The 17,822-nt window shown below is 37.8% G+C and carries 17 protein-coding genes and 1 other annotated feature; of the genes, 5 read left to right on the top strand and 12 right to left on the bottom strand.

Annotation, left to right across the window (positions count from 1 at the left end; genetic code table 11):
- Positions 1-4 precede the first annotated feature (4 nt).
- A complete protein-coding gene (locus P9E47_RS09400; RefSeq protein ID WP_003333243.1) occupies positions 5-1,078 on the bottom strand; it encodes a M42 family metallopeptidase in 1,074 nt (357 codons plus the stop codon).
- Between the two features lie 147 nt (positions 1,079-1,225).
- On the opposite strand from P9E47_RS09400, the gene P9E47_RS09405 reads away from it, so the two are divergent.
- Entirely contained in the window at positions 1,226-1,540 is a 315-nt protein-coding gene (locus P9E47_RS09405; protein ID WP_326163243.1) for a PepSY domain-containing protein, read from the top strand.
- Between the two features lie 108 nt (positions 1,541-1,648).
- On the opposite strand, the gene trmB is transcribed toward P9E47_RS09405, so the two are convergent.
- Entirely contained in the window at positions 1,649-2,290 is a 642-nt protein-coding gene (gene trmB, locus P9E47_RS09410; protein WP_326163244.1) for a tRNA (guanosine(46)-N7)-methyltransferase TrmB, read from the bottom strand.
- A gap of 161 nt (positions 2,291-2,451) precedes the next feature.
- On the opposite strand from trmB, the gene P9E47_RS09415 reads away from it, so the two are divergent.
- A complete protein-coding gene (locus P9E47_RS09415; RefSeq protein WP_003333240.1) occupies positions 2,452-2,736 on the top strand; it encodes a YtzH-like family protein in 285 nt (94 codons plus the stop codon).
- Positions 2,737-2,750: 14 nt separating this feature from the next.
- Here P9E47_RS09415 and P9E47_RS09420 read toward each other — a convergent pair whose 3' ends face one another.
- The 6 genes from P9E47_RS09420 to pepV form a co-directional block, all read right to left on the bottom strand.
- On the bottom strand, positions 2,751-3,551 hold the full coding sequence (locus tag P9E47_RS09420) for a phosphotransferase family protein (RefSeq protein ID WP_003333239.1): 801 nt from the start codon (positions 3,549-3,551) through the stop codon (positions 2,751-2,753).
- 114 nt (positions 3,552-3,665) lie between these two features.
- Complete coding sequence (gene pulA, locus P9E47_RS09425) at positions 3,666-5,816, bottom strand: type I pullulanase (protein WP_326163246.1); 2,151 nt, start codon at positions 5,814-5,816, stop codon at positions 3,666-3,668.
- A gap of 122 nt (positions 5,817-5,938) precedes the next feature.
- Complete coding sequence (locus tag P9E47_RS09430; RefSeq protein ID WP_326163247.1) at positions 5,939-6,934, bottom strand: NERD domain-containing protein; 996 nt, start codon at positions 6,932-6,934, stop codon at positions 5,939-5,941.
- A gap of 100 nt (positions 6,935-7,034) precedes the next feature.
- A complete protein-coding gene (locus P9E47_RS09435) occupies positions 7,035-7,721 on the bottom strand; it encodes an LrgB family protein (protein WP_003333236.1) in 687 nt (228 codons plus the stop codon).
- Positions 7,718-8,116 (bottom strand): CidA/LrgA family protein, encoded by a 399-nt coding sequence (locus P9E47_RS09440; protein ID WP_326163248.1) that lies wholly within the window; start codon positions 8,114-8,116, stop codon positions 7,718-7,720. Before P9E47_RS09440 ends, P9E47_RS09435 begins: the two co-directional genes overlap by 4 nt.
- 30 nt (positions 8,117-8,146) lie before the next feature.
- Positions 8,147-9,580: a dipeptidase PepV gene (gene pepV / locus P9E47_RS09445; RefSeq protein WP_326163250.1), complete on the bottom strand. Its 1,434-nt coding sequence runs from the start codon at positions 9,578-9,580 to the stop codon at positions 8,147-8,149.
- 355 nt (positions 9,581-9,935) lie between these two features.
- Between pepV and P9E47_RS09450 the strand changes: the two genes are divergently transcribed.
- On the top strand, positions 9,936-10,151 hold the full coding sequence (locus P9E47_RS09450; RefSeq protein ID WP_326163252.1) for a DeoR family transcriptional regulator: 216 nt from the start codon (positions 9,936-9,938) through the stop codon (positions 10,149-10,151).
- 53 nt (positions 10,152-10,204) lie between these two features.
- Here P9E47_RS09450 and P9E47_RS09455 read toward each other — a convergent pair whose 3' ends face one another.
- The gene (locus P9E47_RS09455; RefSeq protein WP_326163255.1) at positions 10,205-10,927 is read right to left on the bottom strand and encodes a pseudouridine synthase; all 723 of its coding nucleotides are present in this window, start codon (positions 10,925-10,927) and stop codon (positions 10,205-10,207) included.
- A gap of 132 nt (positions 10,928-11,059) precedes the next feature.
- On the opposite strand from P9E47_RS09455, the gene P9E47_RS09460 reads away from it, so the two are divergent.
- Positions 11,060-11,293, top strand: coding sequence for a hypothetical protein (locus P9E47_RS09460; RefSeq protein WP_003333230.1), 234 nt, complete (start codon positions 11,060-11,062; stop codon positions 11,291-11,293).
- A gap of 49 nt (positions 11,294-11,342) precedes the next feature.
- Here the strand turns inward: P9E47_RS09460 and P9E47_RS09465 are convergent, their stop codons facing one another.
- Positions 11,343-12,983, bottom strand: coding sequence for a putative polysaccharide biosynthesis protein (locus P9E47_RS09465; RefSeq protein ID WP_326163257.1), 1,641 nt, complete (start codon positions 12,981-12,983; stop codon positions 11,343-11,345).
- 199 nt (positions 12,984-13,182) lie between these two features.
- Between P9E47_RS09465 and P9E47_RS09470 the strand changes: the two genes are divergently transcribed.
- The gene (locus P9E47_RS09470; protein WP_003333228.1) at positions 13,183-14,451 is read left to right on the top strand and encodes a BaiN/RdsA family NAD(P)/FAD-dependent oxidoreductase; all 1,269 of its coding nucleotides are present in this window, start codon (positions 13,183-13,185) and stop codon (positions 14,449-14,451) included.
- A gap of 186 nt (positions 14,452-14,637) precedes the next feature.
- On the opposite strand, the gene leuS is transcribed toward P9E47_RS09470, so the two are convergent.
- Together leuS and P9E47_RS09480 are read right to left on the bottom strand one after the other, a co-directional pair.
- Positions 14,638-17,058 carry a leucine--tRNA ligase gene (gene leuS, locus P9E47_RS09475; RefSeq protein WP_326163259.1) on the bottom strand — a complete coding sequence of 807 codons (2,421 nt, stop codon included), beginning with the start codon at positions 17,056-17,058 and terminating at the stop codon, positions 14,638-14,640.
- Between the two features lie 144 nt (positions 17,059-17,202).
- Positions 17,203-17,444: a binding site (T-box leader), on the bottom strand.
- Between the two features lie 63 nt (positions 17,445-17,507).
- Positions 17,508-17,783, bottom strand: coding sequence for a YtzC family protein (locus P9E47_RS09480; RefSeq protein WP_003333226.1), 276 nt, complete (start codon positions 17,781-17,783; stop codon positions 17,508-17,510).
- Positions 17,784-17,822 lie beyond the last annotated feature (39 nt).

A 17,822-nucleotide genomic window follows, 5' to 3' on the forward strand; every position in this document is an offset into this window, starting at 1 on the left:
CACCTTAACTATTTTTTAGAATTGTATCTACCGTTGTTTTATCTGTTTTTCGCACAAGATTAATTAATAGTTCTTTAGCCGCAGCATAATCATCTACATGGATAATAGACGCTGATGTATGAATATACCGTGAGCAAATACCTATTACCGCCGATGGAATACCGTTATTAGATGTATGGACACGTCCGGCATCTGTTCCACCCTGTGATACAAAATATTGATAAGGAATATTAGCACTTTCTGCTGTATCTAATACAAATTCCCGAATTCCGCGATGAGTGACCATTGTGCGATCAAGAATTCTTAATAATACTCCTTGACCAAGCTTTCCAAATACATCTTTTTCCCCTGATGCATCATTTGCCGGGCTGGCATCTAACGCATAATAAATATCAGGTTGGATTAAATTTGCAGCCACCTGGGCCCCACGTAAGCCCACTTCTTCCTGCACAGTAGCCCCGGCAAACAGCTTATTGGGCAATTTTTCGTTTTTCGTCTCTTTCAGCAGTTCGATTGCTAATCCGCAGCCATAACGATTATCCCATGCCTTCGCTAATATTTTCTTTTCATTTGCCATCGGTGTAAATGGGCAAATAGGGACAATTTGCTGTCCCGGTTTGATTCCAATCCGAATTGCATCTTCCTTATTATCTGCACCAATGTCGATCAACATATTTTTAATATCCATTGGTTTTTTTCTTGTCTCTTCATCAAGCAAATGAGGAGGAACAGATGAAATAACACCGATAACTTGGGCCTGGTCAGTTTCTATTTGTACTCGCTGTGCAAGCAGCACCTGGCTCCACCAACCACCCAATGATTGAAACCTAAGTAATCCATTCTCCGTTATTTGGGTAACCATAAAGCCTACTTCATCCATATGTCCTGCGACTAAAACCCTTGGTCCTTCGTCGGAGCCCTTTTTCACTCCATAAATTCCACCTAAGCGGTCTTGGATCATTTCGTCAGCATACTTTTCAATTTCAGTTCTCATAAATTTACGCACATTATGTTCGAAGCCAGGGGCACCTTGAAGTTCCGTCAATGTTTTAAAAAGCTGAAGTGTTTCTTGATTCATTCTACAAAACTCCTTCAAATGAAATTGTTTTTTATATTATGTAATATTAATATTGTACACTATCCAAAAAGAACATGGTATTCACTTGAATTTTTTCGTTTCCAACACTTATATTATAAAGTATTAAGAGTATTAGAAGCGGAGGGAATGCATTTGAAGTGGAATAAATTATTAATCGGCTTTAGTACAGGAATCATTGCAGGAGCGTTAATTAGCCAAGCAGCGAAGAAAAAGACAATTTCATCTGATGTTGCGCTAAGCTTAGCAAAGAAGGCATTTAAAGAGAATGGTCCAATTGATGGGTCTTGGATTCATATGAATCCGGAAAATATAAAAAAATATAACCTACCTTATAAAATTTATCGGGGCGGTATTACAAGGACGGTTAATAACGAAGTGGAGCAGTATGAATTTTTGGTTGATGCCATGACAGGTACGATTATTGATGTAAACCCGTTATAAAACGGATTTATGCAAATGCAATTGCGGCCACTGACTAGCTTGATCGTAGGTTCCTTGGCCGCATATAGCATAGCATTTAAATAGTTATGATCTTCCTATTACCTACGTTTACCTAAATTGCGCTTCACAGCGGTATATTCGGTTTCCTTTGCTTGAAAATTTTTGTTCATACTCCGTCATGACATTCCCTTTAATACCACTCTTATGTAGGTCAAGACTTACATTTTTAACAATCATGCCGTATCTTGAAAAACTCTCTAATGAAAATTCAAACAACCCTTGGTTATCAGTTTTCAAATGTACCTCTCCGCCTTTAACAAGCACTGATTCGTACATTGCTAAAAATGATTCATGGGTTAAACGTCTTTTTTCATGACGATTTTTCGGCCATGGGTCAGAGAAATTCAAATAGATTTGTGCCAATTCCCCTTGTTCAAAAATCTCCGGTAAAGTATTTGCATCTATATTTAATAACCTTACATTAGGCAAGGCCTGTTCTAAAGTTAAATCCAATGCACTTACAATCACACTTGTATATTTTTCAATCCCGATAAAATTCACGTCAGGATGTAATTTAGCCATACCATTTACGAAAGTCCCCTTTCCCATTCCGATTTCAATGTGAATTGGATTTTCATTTTTAAATATTTCTTTTTTCCAATTCCCACGGAAATCTGCCGGTGTGGAAATTACTCTGTCGGGATGTCCATTAATTTTATCATGTGCTCCTGGCTTGTTTCGCAATCTCATTAAATTCAATGCCTCCTTTAACTACAAGTTCAAACATACCATCATTTAAGAAAAATGAAAAGAATAAAAAAGCAAAGCAGCCATGAGTTGAAGGCTGCTTTAGGTTTCGAATATTATTTTGTCATTTAGTTCATGATAAGAAAAGAAAGCGAGGAATACTGATGCCATTGAATGAACAACACCAACTAACAATTCTGCAAGATATATTAAAAAACCATCAAGTTGATTGCTGCGGTACAGTATCTGAATGCCAACAACTGGAGCGGCTCATTCAATCTTTGATTGGCAATCAACAAGTAGATGAACAAATGAAAAACACTTTAATGGATGTTTACAACTATAGTCTAAATGCCCAAAACTCCAAAAATATGGATGATCATATTAATCAGCACCAAGACCGTCTATCGATGTGGATTGATGACCTCAACAATTATAATATGACATAAACCTACAATATTTCCTAGGAAATTGAGAAAGCTGACAACATGTTTCCTAATTGATCGATCCATTGTTCGTATTCATGGTTTTCATTGCGGTTCTTGTACCAGACAATTGCTGAAATTGTTTGGTACACTACATACCATTTCATTCTTCGTTCCAAGTTGGCTGTCAGCTCCAAACCGTAATTATGAAGCCAATCACCCCAGCTATTTTGGGGTATATACCAATAAAGCAATGGGCCTAAGTCTAGTGCTGGATCTGCTATCATCGCCCCATCCCAATCAATTAAATATAATTCCTGTTCATCACTCATTAACCAATTATTATGATTTACATCACAATGACATACACCTAAGTATTCATGATTTATATATGGCAAGTTCTGCTCCAAAAATTGAATAGAATTGCAAATTTCTTTTTCAGTAGAAAGTGACTTTTCAAGTATTTGTTTTAAGTCCTCTAACAATTGCAATGGCTGGAGTTGCTTTTTTCCAATTCTTTGCAGCATGTTTAAAAGCTCTTTAGAATTGTGAATTTTACTCAAAAGGATCGCAACAGCCTTATCCGTCATATCTATGGGCTTGAGCTCTCTCCCTTTTAACCAGTGCTGCGCTGTAATTACGTCACCATTTTCCATTCTTTTTGTCCAAATTAATTTCGGAACAATCCCTTCAGCGGACAAAACAGCCAAAAATGGGGAGGAGTTTCTTTTAAGGAAAAGTTTATTTTGGCCTTCATATTGAGCGATGTAGGCTTCGCCAGTGGCACCACCTGCGGGAAAAACCTCCCAACCTTCTCCTAAGTCTAAACTGATTTCCAATGCTGTTCACCTACATTTTCCTTGATTACTTATCTATTAAATCGACAACTTATGCTAAAATTCCCGTCATTATACCATTTTTAGTATAACGTAAATCAATTCGTTAGGAAACCACTAGATTTTTGTTTTAAAAAGGATCATCGTTGACAGCGGCTCTATCATGACCTTTTTTGTTATTTGTTCTATTCCATTCAAATCTGCTTTATCTCCACTAACAGCAATAATCCATTGATCACAATCATCCAACAAGTATTCTTTTGGGAGGACACCATTATTAAACAGGACAATGATATTTTCCCATGTGTCTATTTCATCAAGATCATGTAGTAAAAAACCTATTAGATTCGGCGACGGTGCCAGCCACTTGTAATGCCTTTGAATTTCTTCTGAAGTGGATAAACGAAAGGCCGGATGTGCTTTCCGAATCGCTATTAGAGCTTGGAATAACGGAATATAGTTTTCGTACATATTTTTTCTTGCCCAATCAAGCTGATTAATATTATCAGGCTTGTTATAGCTGTTACTCTCGCCATATTTTGTCCGAAAAAATTCCATCCCGCTATGCAGAAACGGGATGCCTTGAGAAAGCAGCACAATGGCAATGGCTAAATACTGTCGCTTCCTTCTAATTTCCAGCGATTCATCCGCATTGCTAATTTCAAGCTTATCCCATAATGTATGATTATCATGGCATTCTACATAGTTAACGCTTTGCTGTGGTGATTGAAATAAACCATCCATTTCTTTCGTAATTGTGATACTTCCGGCAAAAAGCATCTTAAAATTATCGTTATACCGTATATCTCCAGAAATAAACCCTTGTTCCAAAAGATCAAAAATACTGCCTTTAACTGAATTGCGAAATACATCATTAAAATGAGCTATTCTTGGTAGTTTTTCTGCATTTTTAATGATGGCCTTTTCTTCTTCCGGTAGTGGTGTGTCCAGGTTCCAGCCTTCTCCGAGTATGATAATCGACGGGTCAATCTCATCAATCTTTTGTCGAACAACATTCATTGTTTCGATATCCAAAATACCCATTAAGTCAAAACGAAATCCATCAACATTATATTCTTTAACCCAATATTGAACTGAATCTATAATAAACTTTTTAACCATTAATCGTTCTGATGCAATATCATTGCCAACACCGGTCCCATCAGAAGGCAGTCCAAATTCATTAAAACGGAAATAATAGCCGGGAACTATTTTTCGGAAGGATGAATATTCACGCATATAAACATGGTTATAAACAACATCCATGATGACCCGAATCCCTTTTTGATGTAGGGCTTCGATCATTTCCTTTGTTTCACGAATTCGAACATAAGGGTCATATGGATCTGTAGCATAGCTTCCTTCAGGAACATTGTAATGAACCGGATTATAGCCCCAGTTATATTGATCCTGATTACTTGACTCATCAATTCCTTCAAAATCATTAAAAGGGAGCAGTTCAACATGGGTAATTCCCAAATCTACTAAATAATCAAGACAGGTTTTACATTCATATGGTCCTTTTGTACCTTCTTCACAAAAGGCTACATATTTCCCTTTATTTTTTACACCGCTTTCCGGATGTATCGAAAAATCACGGATATGGGTTTCATAAATAATAGCATCTGTTGAAGATTTAAAGGGCGGTAAATACTGAGAGTATTTAGGGACTGTTGTTTTACTCAAATCAACGACAACCCCATACTCCCCATTTACGGACACCGCTTTGGCATATGGATCAACAGCTTCCCGCCATACTTTATTAACACAAACATTATAGCGGTAAAAATAGCCGTCATAATTCCCGTGTAAAGTAATCGACCAAACTCCTTTTTCTTCCCTTGCCAACGAAAACATTTGGTAGATCGTTCCTCTTTTATTATAAAACAAAAGGGAAGCATCCTCTGCAGATGGAGCCCATACTTTAAAGGTTGTTTCCGTCAATGAATAATTGGCCCCTAAATCGTTTCCGCTATAATAATATAATTGATCAAATTTTTTCGTTCTTATAACTGAGCCGATTAATAGTTCAGTTTGATTTCCAAAAAGGTCCGATACTAAATTAAATTTGCCTATTTCTATGTCAACCGGTGACTTGCATGTAAATTTAGTCTCTGTTACTAATTCTTCTTTTTTAATCACTGTCAATGAGTGTCTTTGAACTCCATCATGCAAGTAAAATTCATGATTGTTTAATGAAGGCGTTTCTTTGGAAAACAAGATTGTAACGATATCCATTTCATCTAAATAGGCTTCAAACCAGTTCATCTCTCACACCCCAACTATTACGTTACGACTTGTTTAACATACTTCTTTTACCTATTATTATATATTATTCTACAAAAAAAGGTGTTGAAAGCCATTGATTTTCAATTAGCTTTCAACACCTTTTACTTGTCTTCATCAAAAAAACCATCAATATTGATTTCATCATTATCCTGTTCCCATTCATACCTGCGGACATAGGTTGATTGGCTATGTTTTAATAAGGCTTGGGCACCCTTTAATTGAACAAATTTTATCGGGGAAGGCAGTCTTCTAAGCTTTGTATACCATTCGCTATAATTTCGTTTATCAATTAACAATGTATTGGATGGTTCGTATTCACCCTCTATATACCCCGTTCGCGACAACACTATTTTTTGAACCGGCATTTCAACCTCATAATGTTTATAATAGCCTTTAATTAAACTCTCAGCTCTGTTTAAAGAGAGCATTGGATTTATTCTTTTAATCTCTTGATCTCGAATTAGCTCAGACCAATAATTGCCTCTATCCGTCTTAAAAACACTCATATCATCGTTTTCAATGATAGTAATACAAAACGTTGTTACAGGGCTGATTAAAATGATTTCCAATTCAATCGGTGCTTTTTTTACAAGTAAAGTCGGCTTATATAATAATAAATAGTTATCGGGGAAATGCTGTAGAAAGTATTTTAATATTTCATCCTCATAAATCCTTTTATCTACATAGGAAAAATCTCTAATTGTCGAGCTGGCCCAGTTTATTTGAAAACGAAATAATTCATTAAGAAATTCCTGTTTTATTTCTTCTTTTGTTTTTTTTCTATCTGCTGATAATTGATCGAACTCCCGAAAAGGTGTTTCGATTTCGCTTACGTCCTCAATGCTGCTTTTCGGCTTTTTTAGCCAACGCTTTAATGTTCCAAACAAGCCTTTTTTCTCAGGTTCAAGCCAGTTTTGATCGAAATCCTCAAAGCCTTCAAAAAATGTTGAGTCACTTAATTTGGGTTGTTGATCGTCTAATGAAGCATTGATTTTTTCCCAGCGTTCTTTTTTCAAACGGATATACTGGCTTGGATATCGGTATATATCTGTTTCATAGCGGGATATAAAATCCTGCAGTTTTATTAACTGTGCCACAATATTTCCTCCAAACTTAGAAAAGCGTAAGCGCCCGTTAAGCGACGTCCACTAGTCGCTGGGCGCTGGAGCTAGACAATGATGTACAAAATTATGCCTTTTATAATAAAAGCTGAACAAGAAGCGGGCTTAATATCGAGGCAAAAATTGTACTTAGTGTCATTGCAATGGAGCTAATTGCTCCTTCCTGTTCACCCATTTCAAGCGCTTTTGACGTTCCTATCCCATGGGCTGCTGTTCCAAACCCAATTCCCCTGGCGATAAAGTGGTTGATCCTCATCCATTTTAACAGATATGGGCCTAAAACGGCACCAAGCACCCCTGCAACCATAACAAAGACCGCTGCTAAAGTCGGATTACCACCAATCACTAGAGCAATATCCATGGCAACTGGTGATGTTACCGATTTAGGCACTAGGGAAAGTAAAGTTAACGGCTCTACATCAAATAAAAGGGCTAAACCTATCCCGCTCACGATTCCGATAAAAGTGCCGACAAATACCCCTGTCACGATTGACACCCCATATTTTTTAATTGTATCAATCTGCTTATATAACGGATAAGCAAGAGCAACAACGGCCGGTCCTAATAAATGGACAATCCACTCACCGCCGCTCATATAGGTTTCATACGGTATATGAAATAACAGCAAAAATAACACGATAAAAACCGTTGATGTTACAATTGGCACCATAAATGGTGTATAAAACTTTACATATACATTTTTCATTAAGTTATAGGTTAAGATGGTACCCGCTATTGCTAATGCGGCATAGAATAGGCTCATATTTCTTTACCCTCCTGTGTACGCATTTTTACTGCATTTACATTTTTTTCAGCAATCCACCCGGCGACGAATGAGGAAGTTATCATCACTAAAATGGTGCTAATGATTACTACAATCACCGAAAGAAACCCACGGCCTTTAAAAAGTTCGAAATAGTCAATAATTCCAACCGTTACCGGAATAAATAATAGCGGTAAATGGGATAGCAAAAAACTGGCCCCTTTATCAATCCATGTTACCTTAAATTTCTTAGTCATTAATAAACAAAATAATAAAAGCATCCCGATAATGCTGCCTGGCATTAATAGTTTAAAGGTTTGTTGAATCCATAAACCAATGTAATAAAAAACGTAAAGTATCCCAATTTGATAAAAAATTCGAATATAGCCCCCCATAAAAACCCCCCAGAATTCTCCTTTTTTTTGCTATTTTGCCAATTCATAAATAGCTTGTGCGTAAATTGCGGTCGCCTTTAATAAATCCTCAATTTCGATGTACTCATCCTTTTGGTGGGCAACATCCAGACGCCCCGGAAATAACGGACCAAAAGCAACACCGGCACGTAATGAACGGGCATAGGTCCCTCCACCAATGGCGATTAACTCTGCTTTTTCACCTGTTTGCTCTTCATAAACCATCTGCAGTACTTTAATTAATGGATGCTGTTGATCAACATGATGTGGCTTTGAATCACTTAATTCTTTACATGTAAAATGATGATTTTCAGAAACCTCTTTTATTTTCTGCTTGGATGGTTCAATATCATGGGTAACCGGATAACGAAGGTTTAATCCGATTTTTCCACCCTTTTCCTTACTATAGGAAAGAGTACCATTATTGATTGTTAATTCCCCCGAGATTTCGTCCGCATAAGCAATACCAAGTGCTTTGCCGCGAGTATCCCCTCCAAAATACTGTTGAACAAAAGAAACGAAGGAACACGCCTTTGGATCGAGCACATCAAGGAGATTATTATATAAAAAGCTATTTAACAACAGACCGGCATTTCTTCCTTTATTAGGTTCCATTCCATGGGCAGATATACCTTCCAAACGAAGTTGCAAGTTGTTTTCTTTTATTATAACAGCACCTGTTAGGGTATTATCTTTTATGTATTGTTCAAAAGAATATTTAATTTGTTCGGCACTATCTTTTGTTCTGCATTGAATGCTTGCCTCTGCCAGATCTGGTACCATATTAAGACGTCTTCCGGCTTGCAGCATTTCTAAAACTGCCGTACCGCTATTCTCATTTTGTTCCAAACCTTTTTGCTCCAGGATAAAATCAAAAATTCCTTTTTCTGCATTTATGATCGGGAAATCGGCATCAGGCGCAAAACCAATCGTAGGCATTTCCTCGTGTTTAAAATAATGATCCACACAGCGCCAGTTGCTTTCCTCATCTGTACCTAAAATCATTCTAACCCTTTTTTGTACAGTAAGTCCTAATTCCTTTACGATTTTCATGGCATAATAGGCTGCCATTGTTGGTCCCTTATCATCGATCGCCCCTCTTGCAAAAATTTTCCCATCTCTTATTTCCGCACTATACGGATCACTTGTCCAACCATCCCCTTCAGGGACAACATCAACATGGCACAGGATTCCTAATAACTCTGTACCTTCCCCATATTCAATATGGCCTGCTAAGCCACCGACATTTTTTACAGAAAAACCATCATTTTGCCCTTTATTAAGCATAAACTTTAAAGCTTGATCAATTCCGTGGCCTAATGGGGCTAGTTCGGTTGCACCATCCTCATCTAAAACACTTTTGATTTGTAAAAATGCTTGAGTATCATGGATGATTTGCTCTTTTCTTTTTAAAACCTCTTCCGTCCAATTTATTTGATTTGACATTCTTAATTGTCCTCCCTTTGAAATAAATAATGTTATTTTTTATCAATATACTACTTTTTATTTAGTTACGCGCGTAAAACCTATCTTAATTTCACGGATAAATAGTCATAATATTCAAATTATATTACATATGTTAGTAGTGAAATGGCACTAAGCGGGGTGATTGTATAAGAAGTGTAAATATTTTGCAAATTCATATGTTATAGTAGAAATTTTTAACAATAACGTGTACAATAATGTTATCAAGTGTTGGTATTGTTACTTGGTTTTAGTTTTGGAGTTTCAAGAGTATGAATTCACCTCTATTTAATTTCTTGTTCAAATGGGTTTGAACATTATATTAAGGAGTGGTTTTTTGAACCCAACTACCCGGATGATAAACCGCATCAAGTCTGTTTACTTATTCATTAATGAAAAAGGCATAGTTTCAACACAAGAACTTGTAGAAGAATTTGGTACAACACCTCGGACTATTCAAAGGGACTTAAATGTGCTGACTTATAATGATTTGGTCTGCAGTCCGAGCCGAGGAGTATGGACAACAACTGAAAAGAAGGTAAAGATATCTTAGGAAATTAAAGGGCTGTCCCAAATTGCAATTGCTAAGCAACTTGGGTACAGCCCTTATGATGTTTGCTTTAATAATTCAACTTCCTCATCATCTAGTTCCCGATATTCCCCCGGTTTTAATGATTCATCGAGTGATAGGGGACCCATTTTAATTCTCATTAAGAAAGTCACCTTTTTATCAACAGCCTCAAACATTCGTTTTACTTGATGAAATTTCCCTTCCATGATCGTCAGTTCGATTTCCGATCTATTTTCCTCTTCATTTGTTGATAGGATAACGAGCTTAGCTGGCTTTGTTATATAGCCATCATCCAGGGTAACCCCCCGCTTAAAGGCCTCGATGTCCTTTTCTGTAACAAGCCCGGCTATTTTGGCATAATACGTTTTCGGTACATGCTTTTTTGGGGATAAAAGCTGATGAGCTAGCTGGCCATCATTCGTTAATAGCAATAAACCGACCGTATCTTTATCAAGCCGCCCAACCGGAAATGGTTCATAAATTTGATCCTCCATCTCAAGAAGATCAATAACGGTCTCCTCACGGTCATCTTCTGTCGCTGAAATGACACCGTCCGGTTTATTCATCATTAAATAGATAAACTCTCTATATACTACTATCTCACCGTGAACCGTAACCTGATCAGTTTCCGGATCAAGATGTGTTTGGGGGTCTTTAACCACGGTATCGTTTATTTGTACCGCACCGGTTTTCAGTAATTTTTTTACTTCTTTCCGACTACCATAGCCTGTATTGGCAAGCAGCTTGTCAATTCTCATGTTAAGTCCTCCATTTTCAAATATTCGAAGCGGGTAAAGAATCCATATAGGCTATAGTTTAGTCCACGATTATCCATATTGCATAGATTATTAACGTAATAAAAGCACATACAAAAAGGAGAGAAGAAGATAATGGACTACTATTATGATTATGAACGTCAATTTGGTTTTCCTGGATTTTCCGGAGGTGGTCCTAGTGGTCCGGGTAGCCCGGGCGGGTTCCCAGGCGGTGGCAGCAATATTGATCGTCGTTTAAACCGCATCGAAAATCAATTGCAGCGCCAAAACGACCGTATTAACCGACTAAACCGCCGCCTCCAGCGTGTTGAACGGCAATTAGGCTTTGCCCTTGAAGCATGGGATTAATGGGACACAGGGTCGGGTTCTCTGTCCCAGTTTAGGAAAAGAGGCGGACTTAACTGTTCGCCTTTTCCCTTCGTTTTTGTTTTTGTAAAAATTTAAATCGATAGCCAAGAATACTTCCCGCTAGATTACTTTGAATACTTAAATATAAATAAACACCGGCACCTGCTGTAATTGAAAGAACCAACACAACAATGGATTGACCACGTCCATCTTCATAAGAAATAACAAAGGAAAGAATCCATTTTACCAATTGAACAACCGCCACCATAATTCCTACAAAAATAGTAATTAGTAAACTGCGGCGAATCGTATAGTTAAAACGGACATTTGCATATTTTTTAATTGCCCAAAAATTAAACATAATTGAAAATAAAAAGCCGATCGCTGTTGCACTAATGGCGCCATAAATTTCAAACTGCTTAATAAGCGGTATGTTCAAAACTAGCTTTAAAAGGAAGCCTCCGAACATACTATAAACAGCAAACCGCTGCTGATTGATTCCTTGCAAAATGGCAGCGGAAACGGTAAAGAGAGCAAAAAATAACGCCACAGGGGAATAATAAAACATAATCCCTTCCCCGATATCAATATGCTCAACACTAAAAAGGGCACCGATTGCCGGCCCGGCCACCACCGCCAGTCCAAACACAGCCGGTAATGTTAAAAACATAACAATTTGTAAAGCTTGTGAGACTTGTTTGTTTAATCGCGGCGTATTCCTCGCGGTAAATGATTCCGTAATCGTTGGTACAAGCGTTAAACCAAATGCTGTTGCAAGTGATACTGGTATCATAATTAATTTATGGCCATACATATTAAAAATCGAAAATAAATTCTCGGCATATTCGCCGCCTTTATTTATACTTTCCATGGCACGACTAAATGTAAATTCATCCACTAATTGATATAATGGAATCGCTAATGAAACGAATACGAACGGTCCGGCATACGAAAGCAGCTCCAACAGCATTTCCTTTGTTGTTAAACTACTTTGGGTTGTGCTCTGTTCAAGAAATTCATCAAGATTTTCTTTTCTTTTTACCCAATACCAGATGAGGACACCCATACCCGCTATTGCACCCACAGTAGCCGCAAAAACAGCTAAACCGACAGCCGTATGCAAATCGCCATTTAATACTTTCATGACAAGAAAACTTCCAGCCAGCAAAAAAATGACTCTCGCAATTTGCTCGATGACCTGTGATATGGCCGTTGGTCCCATTGATTGATAGCCTTGAAAAAATCCCCTGATAATACTCATCATCGGAACGATAATAAGGGCTGTACTCACCATTCTAAGAACATAAACGACTTCTTCATGTTTAATCCCATATTCATTTTGCCCAACAATTTTCGGTGCAAGCCAAGGAGAAATACTATAAAAAATTAAAAAGGTAACGAGACCACTTATAAACATCAACAATAAGCCTGTTTTAAAAAGCCTTCTACCTGTATAATAATCTCCTAATGCATTGTATTTTGAAACAAATTTTGAAACGGCAAGCGGTACCCCCATTGTTGCCATGCTTAAAAGAATCGTGTATGGAATATAAGCATAAGCATAGAGCGTACCCCCTTTTAAACCAACGATAGATTGAAAAGGAAATACATAAATCATTCCCAGAAATTTAGACAGGAAGGTTGCTCCTGTAAGCATTAATGTTCCTTTAAGAAATTTTGAACCGGACATTTCGCCCTCCAATTATGTAAAATAAGACCTTTTCGGTAGCATTTGACAAGCAAACACAACTTCTGTATTTTAACATACAGTATGAGCCTAGGAAAGCGGAACATGGGGACGGTTCTCGTGTTCCATTCCGAAATAATCATTATCCTATAAAAATATGGAACATGAGAACCGTCCCCATGTTCCCAAAGCTGGTGTAATTATGAACAAATATGATGTAATCGTCATTGGCGGCGGCCCATCAGGACTAATGGCGGCCATCGCTGCCGCTGAACAAAAATGCAAGGTACTGTTGTTAGATAAAGGGGACAACCTTGGCAGGAAACTAGCAATCTCCGGCGGTGGGCGCTGCAATGTTACGAACCGTCTACCGGTTGATGAAATCATCAAACATATCCCGGGAAATGGTCGGTTTTTATATAGTGCCTTTTCCGAATTTAATAATCTCGATATTATTTGCTTTTTTGAAAATTTAGGAGTCAAACTTAAAGAAGAAGACCATGGACGGATGTTTCCCGCTTCAAATCAATCGCAAACAGTAATTGACGCCCTTTTGAATCAACTGAAGAAGCTGCATGTGGATATTCGGACGAAGGCAGCAGTTAAAAAGGTTTTATACGAGGGTGACCGTGCCGTTGGTGTGGAGTTGCATAATGGAGAAACCTATCATTCTGGTGCTGTTGTTGTTGCAGTCGGTGGAAAATCAGTCCCCCATACTGGTTCAACAGGTGACGGCTATGCTTGGGCAAAAGCTGCTGGTCATACAATAACGGACCTTTACCCTACTGAAGTTCCTGTGACATCTTCAGAGCCTTTTATTAAAAATAAAGCTTTGCAGGGGCTCTCACTTAGAGATGTTGCTGTTTCTGTTTTGGATCCCAAAAAAGGAAAACCGATCGTTACCCATCAAATGGATATGATTTTCACACATTTCGGTTTGTCTGGTCCAGCCATTTTGCGCTGCAGTCAATTTGTTGTAAAGGCCTTACAAAAGTTTAAAGTAAACGAAATTATTGTTGCCATTGATGTTTTTCCTACTGTGAACGAAGAAGAGCTTTTTCAACAAATCATGAAAAAAATCAAAGCTGATCCTAAAAAAGCAGTCAAAAATGTTTTAAAGGGCTTTGTTCCAGAACGATTGCTATTGTTTTTACTTGAGAAAAATGAAATTGACGAGTCAATCACCTATGCGAATTTGCCCAATGATAAAATCCGCGGGTTTGTTAAAGATTTAAAAAGATTTGAAATCAAGGTCAATGGTACATTGCCTATTGAAAAAGCGTTCGTTACCGGCGGCGGCGTTTCAGTAAAAGAGATTAACCCTAAGGAAATGTCTTCAAAACTAATGAACGGGCTTTATTTTTGCGGTGAAATATTAGATATTCATGGGTACACGGGCGGCTATAATATTACAGCAGCATTAGTAACTGGGCGACTGGCTGGGTTGAATGCGGGGAAGCAAAGCAAGTAGTCACTACCCTTCTTTTATCCTCACCAAATAAGGTCCGGGCTCCGTTTGATTATAGATAACTTGGTTTTATCCTCACCAAATAAGACCCGGGCTCCGTTTGATTATAGATAACTTAGCATATTCAAGCTTTCTACAAAAAAACACGACATTTCCGCCCCAAATGGGAATGTCGTGTTTTTAATGTATTTAGTTAGCAACAATATTAACTAATTTCCCTGGTACTGCAACAACTTTGCGTACTGTTTTGCCTTCAATGCCTTCGATTACTTTTTCATCTTTCATTGCAATCTCTTCCATCACTTCTCTCGTTGCATCCTTTGGAATATTAAGCTTTGTACGTACCTTGCCGTTCAATTGGACAACAATTTCTACTTCATCTTCAACTAATTTTGATTCATCGTAAGTTGGCCATTGTTCAAAGCTGATAGAGCCTTCACCGTGACCAAGTTTTTCCCAAAGTTCTTCTGCCACATGTGGGGCAACTGGAGAGATTAATTTTACAAAGCCTTCCATATACTCATATGGTAGAACTTCAGCTTTGTACGCTTCATTAATAAATACCATCATTTGTGAAATAGCCACATTAAATCGTAGATGCTCGTAATCGTCTGTTACCTTTTTCACTGTTTGGTGATAAACACGTTCTAAAGATTTTAAATTGGTACCTTTTTGAATTCTTTCATTTAATGTGCCAGTATCTGTTACAAATAAGCGCCAGATTCTATCTAGGAAACGACGGGCTCCATCAAGTCCATTTGTTGACCATGCAATCGAAGCATCTAATGGTCCCATAAACATTTCATAAAGGCGAAGCGTATCGGCACCATGGCTTTCAATGATGTCGTCTGGATTTACTACATTTCCTTTTGATTTACTCATTTTTTCGTTATTTTCACCAAGAATCATACCTTGGTTAAATAACTTTTGGAACGGCTCCTTCGTTGGGACAACTCCAATATCATAAAGGAATTTATGCCAGAAACGAGCATATAATAAGTGTAGGACAGCATGTTCGGCTCCACCAATATAAATATCAATTGGCAGCCATTGTTTTAGCTTTTCGGGATCTGCAAGTGCCTCACTGTTGTCTGGGTCGATAAATCGTAAGAAATACCAGCAGCTGCCTGCCCATTGTGGCATTGTATTTGTTTCACGACGACCTTTTTTACCTGTTTCAGGATCTACTACATTTACCCAATCTTCAATAATGGCAAGCGGTGATTCACCTGTTCCAGATGGTTTAATATTATTGGTTTTTGGAAGAATTAAAGGTAATTCAGATTCAGGTACAGTTGTTGTTGTGCCATCTTCCCAATGGATGACTGGAATTGGCTCACCCCAATAACGCTGGCGGCTAAATAACCAGTCACGCAAGCGATATGATACCTTTTTCTTTCCTTTACCTTTGGACTCAAACCACTCTATCGCTGTTTTAATACCTTCTTCTTTATTTAAACCATTTAAGAAGTCAGAGTTTACATGAGCTCCATCACCTGTATAGGCTTCCTTTGAAATATCTCCACCTGCTACAACCTCTTTGATTGGCAATTCAAATTTTACAGCGAACTCATAGTCACGTTCATCATGGGCAGGTACAGCCATAATCGCCCCTGAACCATAGCCCATTAACACGTAGTCTGCAATCCAGATTGGCATTTTCTCCCCGTTAACAGGATTAATGGCATAAGCACCTGTAAACACACCTGTTTTTTCTTTTGCTAGGTCTGTTCTTTCAAGATCACTCTTTGATTGAACTTTTTCAAGATAGGCATCAATTTCTGCTTTTTGCTCAGCTGTTGTAATTTCAGCCACTAATGGATGTTCCGGTGCTAATACCGCATACGTTGCCCCAAAAATGGTATCCGGTCTTGTTGTAAATACTTCAAAGCTTTGATTTGTGCCAGCAATTTCAAATATAATTTCTGCACCCTCTGAACGTCCAATCCAATTGCGCTGCATTTCTTTAATGCTTTCAGGCCAGTCAAGCTCCTCTAAATCTTCAAGAAGACGGTCTGCATATTCAGTAATTTTCAAAATCCACTGTCTCATCGGTTTACGAATAACCGGATGACCACCGCGCTCACTTTTTCCATCGATTACTTCTTCATTGGCAAGAACTGTTCCTAATGCCGGACACCAGTTAACAGGCACCTCATCAACATAAGCTAAGCCTTTTTCATATAGCTTTAGGAAAATCCATTGTGTCCATTTATAATAATTTGGATCCGTTGTATTAATTTCACGATCCCAATCATAAGAAAATCCTAGTGATTTGATTTGTCTCTTAAATGTATTTATGTTTTTAGCTGTAAATTCTGCTGGGTCATTTCCTGTATCTAAAGCATATTGCTCAGCAGGAAGACCGAATGCGTCCCAGCCCATTGGATGAAGTACATTATATCCTTGCATACGCTTCAATCTGGATAAAATATCTGTAGCTGTGTAGCCTTCTGGATGTCCAACGTGCAATCCGGCACCTGAAGGGTAAGGGAACATGTCTAATGCATAAAATTTAGGCTTGTCCTTGTCTTCTGTTGTTTTAAATGTTTTATTTTCTTCCCAATGGTTCTGCCATTTCTTTTCGATAATTTTATGATCAAATGACATAAAAAAACCTCCTGCTTTTATTTTTTATTTCAATGTATGTATGGTAGTTTTCTATTTGAAATACTTTATTAATTGAAGTTACCCACTTTTATGTAAGTTTATAACTTTTACCAATACAAAAACCTCTCGCCCCAGCTGAAAATAACCAGGGACGAGAGGCTATTTGAACTTCCCGCGGTACCACCCACATTAGCAAATCTTTATACACCATTCATATAAAGATTAACCCACTTCTAATTCCTTAACGCGGACAATACGGCAAACATTACTATTTTTCACATTTGCAACTTAAAGGCGAGTTCATGATGATAAGCTATTGACTTGCACCAACCGCCAATTCTCTAGAAGACTCATCAACCATTACTATTCCTCATCATAGTTGTTTATATCATATAGTCTGTATTTTAAGAATTTACCGGTTCATTGTCAAGTCCATTGGCAAATATGAGCTACATTAATAAGTTTTGCTGATCTAAAATCATATCATTTTGGATGCGATTAATTTGTAATTGCATCCGGTATAAACGCTCTTTCTGCTGCTTATTGGAGCTTAACATTAGCTTTTGCAGTTCCATGTAGGACTCATTTAACATCATTTGCGCATCTATATACTCAGTCGTATTGTAATGCTCTTGCTGGTTCGCAACTTCCAATTGTTCTAATGCGTATTTACAAGCTTCTTCAGCTCTGTTGATATGTTGGTCAACTGATGCACGTGTTGCCATTGAAGATTCCTCCTTTATTTAAATGGAGTAGGTGTTGGT

Origin of the sequence: Schinkia azotoformans (assembly GCF_035811335.1) — a bacterium.
In the GTDB taxonomy this organism is placed as follows: Bacteria; Bacillota; Bacilli; order Bacillales; family Bacillaceae_J; genus Schinkia; species Schinkia azotoformans.

What these genes read in the sequence shown, in the direction of transcription:
- P9E47_RS09400 (WP_003333243.1), bottom strand. Translation starts at nt 1,078, where the DNA reads ATGAATCAAGAAACACTTCAGCTTTTTAAAACATTGACGGAACTTCAA.
- P9E47_RS09405 (WP_326163243.1), top strand. Translation starts at nt 1,226, where the DNA reads ATGCATTTGAAGTGGAATAAATTATTAATCGGCTTTAGTACAGGAATC.
- trmB (WP_326163244.1), bottom strand. Translation starts at nt 2,290, where the DNA reads ATGAGATTGCGAAACAAGCCAGGAGCACATGATAAAATTAATGGACAT.
- P9E47_RS09415 (WP_003333240.1), top strand. Translation starts at nt 2,452, where the DNA reads ATGCCATTGAATGAACAACACCAACTAACAATTCTGCAAGATATATTA.
- pulA (WP_326163246.1), bottom strand. Translation starts at nt 5,816, where the DNA reads ATGAACTGGTTTGAAGCCTATTTAGATGAAATGGATATCGTTACAATC.
- P9E47_RS09435 (WP_003333236.1), bottom strand. Translation starts at nt 7,721, where the DNA reads ATGAGCCTATTCTATGCCGCATTAGCAATAGCGGGTACCATCTTAACC.
- P9E47_RS09440 (WP_326163248.1), bottom strand. Translation starts at nt 8,116, where the DNA reads ATGGGGGGCTATATTCGAATTTTTTATCAAATTGGGATACTTTACGTT.
- pepV (WP_326163250.1), bottom strand. Translation starts at nt 9,580, where the DNA reads ATGTCAAATCAAATAAATTGGACGGAAGAGGTTTTAAAAAGAAAAGAG.
- P9E47_RS09455 (WP_326163255.1), bottom strand. Translation starts at nt 10,927, where the DNA reads ATGAGAATTGACAAGCTGCTTGCCAATACAGGCTATGGTAGTCGGAAA.
- P9E47_RS09460 (WP_003333230.1), top strand. Translation starts at nt 11,060, where the DNA reads ATGGACTACTATTATGATTATGAACGTCAATTTGGTTTTCCTGGATTT.
- P9E47_RS09465 (WP_326163257.1), bottom strand. Translation starts at nt 12,983, where the DNA reads ATGTCCGGTTCAAAATTTCTTAAAGGAACATTAATGCTTACAGGAGCA.
- P9E47_RS09470 (WP_003333228.1), top strand. Translation starts at nt 13,183, where the DNA reads ATGAACAAATATGATGTAATCGTCATTGGCGGCGGCCCATCAGGACTA.
- leuS (WP_326163259.1), bottom strand. Translation starts at nt 17,058, where the DNA reads ATGTCATTTGATCATAAAATTATCGAAAAGAAATGGCAGAACCATTGG.
- P9E47_RS09480 (WP_003333226.1), bottom strand. Translation starts at nt 17,783, where the DNA reads ATGGCAACACGTGCATCAGTTGACCAACATATCAACAGAGCTGAAGAA.